General features: G+C 68.8%; 6 protein-coding genes. All 6 read left to right on the top strand.

The window, feature by feature from the left end:
• Positions 1-570 (top strand): SDR family NAD(P)-dependent oxidoreductase (locus tag AC27VN_RS31925; RefSeq protein ID WP_490879152.1); only part of this gene is annotated, 570 nt, incomplete at its 5' end.
• Between the two features lie 60 nt (positions 571-630).
• Entirely contained in the window at positions 631-1,842 is a 1,212-nt protein-coding gene (locus AC27VN_RS31930) for an ABC transporter substrate-binding protein (protein ID WP_208507743.1), read from the top strand.
• A gap of 16 nt (positions 1,843-1,858) precedes the next feature.
• Positions 1,859-2,761: a branched-chain amino acid ABC transporter permease gene (locus AC27VN_RS31935; protein ID WP_057594695.1), complete on the top strand. Its 903-nt coding sequence runs from the start codon at positions 1,859-1,861 to the stop codon at positions 2,759-2,761.
• A 2-nt stretch (positions 2,762-2,763) separates the two neighbouring features.
• Positions 2,764-3,729 (top strand): branched-chain amino acid ABC transporter permease, encoded by a 966-nt coding sequence (locus tag AC27VN_RS31940; protein WP_208507741.1) that lies wholly within the window; start codon positions 2,764-2,766, stop codon positions 3,727-3,729.
• The gene (locus AC27VN_RS31945; RefSeq protein WP_093354313.1) at positions 3,726-4,502 is read left to right on the top strand and encodes an ABC transporter ATP-binding protein; all 777 of its coding nucleotides are present in this window, start codon (positions 3,726-3,728) and stop codon (positions 4,500-4,502) included. Before AC27VN_RS31940 ends, AC27VN_RS31945 begins: the two co-directional genes overlap by 4 nt.
• Positions 4,495-5,214 (top strand): ABC transporter ATP-binding protein, encoded by a 720-nt coding sequence (locus AC27VN_RS31950; protein ID WP_203203133.1) that lies wholly within the window; start codon positions 4,495-4,497, stop codon positions 5,212-5,214. Before AC27VN_RS31945 ends, AC27VN_RS31950 begins: the two co-directional genes overlap by 8 nt.
• The last annotated feature ends 66 nt before the right edge of the window (positions 5,215-5,280 follow it).

The raw sequence follows: 5,280 nt of genomic DNA on the forward strand, positions 1-5,280 counted from the left end.
GTCGAGGCCGCCTTCGAGGACATCGAGGCCGGCATCGGCCCGGTCGGCGTGGTGGTCTGCGTGGCCGGGCTGCTGCTGATGCCCGGCGGCGAGCGCTCGCCGATCAAGGACACCTCGCTCGAGGACTGGGAGCGCACCTTCGCCGTGAACGCGCGCGGCGTGTTCCTCTGCGGCCGTGCCTACCTGCGCCGGCGCGAGGCTCAGCCGGTGGCGCACGGGCGCATCGTCACCTTCGGCTCGGTGGCCGCGCAGCTCGGCGGCTACCGCTCGAGCGCCACCTACATCGGCGCCAAGGCCGCGGTGCTGGGCCTGACCAAGGCCATGGCGCGCGAGTCGGCGCACCTGGGCGTGACCGTCAACTCGGTCGCGCCGGGCCTGATCGACACCGAGATGCTGCGCGGCACCGTGCAGAGCAGCGGCGCGCTGACGGCCGCGGCCGCCAACATCCCGCTCGGGCGCATCGGCACGGTGGACGACGTGGCCGGCGCGGTCGACTACCTGGTGTCGGAGCAGGCGGCGTACATCACGGGCAACGTGATCGACGTCAACGGCGGCTACCGCATGCAGTAACGCCCGGCGCCAGCGACCGGGCGGCGCCTTTCACTCACCCATACCAACGGAGACAACGTCATGAAAAAGAACTTCCTCGCCCTGGCATTCGGCGCCGCGCTGTGCGCCCTGGCGGGCACCGCCGCCGCGCAGGCCGAGCCCGGCCTGACCGACAAGACCATCAAGATCGGCATGTTCTCGCCGATGTCGGGTGCGTCGATGAACTACGGCTTCGACGTCATCAACGCCGCGAAGATGTACTACGACAAGATCAACAAGGAAGGCGGCGTGAACGGCCGCAAGATCGAGCTCGTGGTGGAGGACGACCGCTGCAACGCCAACGACCTGCTGGCCGCGGTCAAGAAGCTCACCGAGCAGGACCAGGTGTTCCTGCTCAACGGCGGCTCCTGCTCGGCCGCCGTGGTCGGCGCGCGCGAATACGTCGAGCGCGCGAAGATCCCGCTGGTGATGCTCAACGCCTCGGGCGACGGCGCGCTGTATCCGCCTTCCAAGTACATCTACGGCGCGTTCTCGATCTCGCAGCACGCGGTCGGCGGCTCGATGGTGCAGTTCGCGAGCGAGCACCTGAAGGCGAAGAAGATCGGCTACATCAACCACGACGACGCCTACGGCGGCTGGAACCTCGAGTCGGCCCAGGCGCAGGCCAAGGCGCTCGGCGGCGTCGACCTGCAGGTGCAGTCGGTCAACCCGAACATCACCGACGTCACGGCGCCGATGCTCAAGATCAAGGCCGCCAACCCCGACGTGCTGCTGCTGACCACCTACGCGCGGCCCGTGAGCCTGATCGTCAAGCGCGCCTTCGAGCTCGGCTTCAACAAGCCGATCGTGCTGGCCGTGAACTCCACCGCCGACCTCAAGCAGCTGGTGGAGAACGTGGGCAACAAGGACGCCTTCAAGAACGTCTACATCCAGGAAGTGCTGGCCGACGTGCCCGGCGGTCCCAAGCTCAAGTGGGTCTACGACATGTACAAGGCCGCCTACCCCGAGCTGGCCGCCAAGCCCGGCTATCCGCAGACCTACATGCCCTACGGCATTCCCTCGGCCATGGCGGTGGTCAACGCGCTGAAGGCGGCCGGCCCCAGCCCCACGCGCGAGAAGGTGCTCACGGCGCTGTCGACCATGAAGTTCGACTCCGGCGTGATGGCCGGCCCGATCGAGTTCGGTCCCGACGACCGCGCGGCGCAGGAAGCGGCCATCTACATCAAGTTCGACGCAACCAACATGACGCTCGTGCCCGGCAGCTACAAGAGCGTGTGGAAGTACAAGCCCTGAGGGCGGCTGCGATCTCATGAGCCTTTCCGACATCTGGCTGTTCGTGCAGCAGGGCGTGCTGTCCGGCATCGTCACCGGCAGCGTCTACGCGCTGCTCGCGGTGGCGATCGTCATGGTCTTCAAGACCACCGACGTGCCGAACTTCTCGCAGGGCGAAATCTTCATGGCCGGCGGCTACCTCGCGCTGTTCCCGCTGGTGGTGTGGGGCTGGCCCTACTGGGGCGCGGTGCTCGCGAGCCTCGCGGTCACGGCGCTCGTGGCCGCGCTGTTCCAGCGCGTGGTGATGCAGCGCGTGACCGCCTCGCGCGGCGTCGGCGTGCAGCTCGTGATCGCCACGCTGGGCTTCGCCTACCTGCTCAAGGGCCTGGTGCGCAAGACCGGGCTGGGCGACACGCCGCGCTCGCTGCCCTCGCTGGTGCCGCAGGACCCGATCACCATCGGCCAGGCCTCGCTCACGCTGCTCGACCTCGCGATCTTCGGCACCGCCGTGGTGGTGATGGTGCTGCTGTACCTGATGTTCACGCGCACCCGCACCGGCCAGGCCATGCGCGCGGTCGGCATGAATCCGCGCGGCGCGCAGATCGTGGGCGTGAAGCTGGGCACCATCCGCATGAAGATCTGGGCCCTGACCGGGCTGCTGTCGGCCATCGCGGCGCTGCTGATCACGCCCAAGATCCTGATCACGCCCGACATCGGCCACATCGCGATCCTGGCCTACGCGGCCGCCATCGTCGGCGGCTTCACCAGCCTGCCGGGCGCGGTGGTCGGCGGCTTCGTCATCGGCATCGTCGAGAACCTCGTGGGGCTGTTCATCTCGTCCAACGCCATCGTGGTCGCGCCCTTCGTCGCGATCATGGTGGTGCTGCTGGTGCGGCCGCAGGGCCTGTTCGGCGGCAAGCCGCAGGTGAAGAAGGTATGAGCATGCAGACGACTTCTCCCTGGTGGGATCGCGGCGTGCTGCTCGCCATGGCCGCGGTGCTCGCGGTGCTGCCCTTCGCGGCCAGCGGCTACGTGCTCTACGTGGTCAACCTGCTGATGGTGTTCAGCGTGCTCGCGCTCGGCATGCACCTGGTGATCGGCGAGACCGGCCAGTTCGCGCTCTCGCACGCGGCCTTCTTCGGCATCGGCATCTACACGGCCGGGCTCATCAACAACCAGTGGCAGCCGCCGTTCGTGGTGTCGATCCTCGCGGGCGCGCTGCTCGCGGCCGCGCTGGGCTGGGTCATCGGCCTGCTGGCGCTGCGCATGCGCGACATCTACCTGGCGCTCGCCACCTTCGCCTTCGGCGAGGCGATGCAGTGGGTGTTCCTCAACTGGGAGCAGGTGACCAACGGCTCGAACGGCCTGCAGATGAAGCCGGCCGCGCTCGGCGGCCTGCGGCTGATGAACGACCTGCAGGCCTATCCCTTCGTGGTCGCGATCGCGGCACTGATGCTGTGGCTCACGGTGGCGCTGTCGCGCTCGCGGCTGGGCTCGTCGTTCCGCGCGGTGCGCGAGAGCGACGTGGCGGCGATCGCGATGGGCGTGAACACGCGCGCGGTCAAGGTCACGGCCTTCGTGCTGTCGGCGGCCTTCGCGGGCGTGGCCGGCGGCATGTACACGCTGTTCACCTCCTTCATCCATCCCGAGAGCCTGGGCTTCCAGACCACCATCCTGATCCTCACCATGGTGGTGGTCGGCGGGCTGGGATCGGTGCGCGGCGCGGTGGCGGGCGCCATCGTGTTCGGCCTGGCCTCGGAGCTGCTGCGCCAGGCACCGTCCTACCAGGAGATCATCTACGGCGGCATCCTGATGCTGTTCATGATGTTCCTGCCCAAGGGCATGGCCTCGCTGTTCGCGGCGCGCAAGGCCACGCGCCGCGCGGCCCCGGCGGGAGGCGCGCGATGAGCACGAGTGCTTTCCTCGACGTGCGCGACATCAGCGTGGTGTTCGGCGGCCTCAAGGCGGTCAACGGCCTGTCGTTCCAGGTCGAGCAGGGCCGCATCCATGCGCTGATCGGGCCCAACGGCGCCGGCAAGTCGACCACCTTCAACTGCATCTCGCGCTTCTACACGCCCAGCAGCGGCAGCGTCGTCTTCGAGGGCCGCGAGCTCACGCGCGTGTCGCCCTACCGCATGGCCTCGCTGGGCATCGCGCGCACCTTCCAGAACCTCGAGCTGTTCGCCGAGCTCTCGGTGCTCGAGAACGTGCTGCTCGGCACCCACGCGCGCGGCACCGGCACGCTGGGCCGGCTGCTGCGCCGCCCCGACCGCGAGACCGAGGACTTCGCGCTGCACCTGCTCGAGCGCGTGGGCCTGGCCGACGAGCGCCACCAGCCCGCGCGCGACCTCGACTTCGGCCGCCAGAAGCTGCTCGAGCTGGCGCGCGCGCTGGCCATCAAGCCGAAGCTGCTGCTGCTCGACGAGCCCGCGGCCGGCCTGCGCAACCGCGAGATCGAGAGCCTGGACCGGCTGCTCAAGGAGCTGGTGGCGCGCGACGGCATCACGGTGCTGCTGGTCGAGCACGTGATGCAGCTCGTGATGTCGATCTCGGACCGCATCACCGTCATGGCCTTCGGCGAGAAGATCGCCGAGGGCACGCCCGCGCAGATCGGCAGCGACGCGCGCGTGATCGAGGCCTATCTGGGCAAGGGAAGTGCAAAGGGGGCCGCGCATGGCTGAATCGCTGTTGTCGTTGCGCGCCATCTCGGCCGCCTACGGCCGCATCCAGGCGCTGAGCCATGTCTCGGTCGACGTGCCCGAGGGCGAGATCGTCGCGCTGCTCGGCAGCAACGGCGCGGGCAAGACCACCACGCTCAACTGCATCTCGAACATCGTCGACTGCACCGAGGGCGAGGTGCGGCTGGCCGGCGAGCGCATCGACCGCCTGGGCTCCGACGCGCTGGTCAAGCGCGGCATCGTGCAGGTGCCCGAAGGCCGGCAGGTGTTCCGCGACATGAGCGTGCGCGAGAACCTCGACCTGGGCGCCTACCTGCGGCGCGACCGCGCGGGCATCCGCAACGACCTCGAGGCCGTGTATGCGATGTTCCCGCGCCTGAAGGAGCGCCAGGGCCAGATGGCGGCCACGCTGTCGGGCGGCGAGCAGCAGATGCTCGCGATCGGCCGCGCCGTGATGGCGCGCCCGCGCGTGATGCTGTTCGACGAGCCCTCGATGGGCCTGTCGCCGCTGCTGGTGGAGCAGATGTTCGAGATCATCGAACGGCTGCACCGCGAACAGAAGATCACCATCCTGCTGGTCGAGCAGAACGTGCAGCTCGCGCTCGCGGTGTCGAGCTACGGCTACATCCTCGAGAACGGCGAGATCTCGCTGCACGGCCCCGCCGCGCAGCTGGCCAACGACGAGGCCGTGCGCCGCGCCTACCTCGGCGTCTGAACGGCGCCGCTTTCGCAAAGGAATTCCCATGCTTCTGAAGGACAAGCTCTCGCTCGTCACGGGCGC

The sequence above is a fragment of the Variovorax sp. 20P10.2.4 genome (assembly GCF_058244205.1).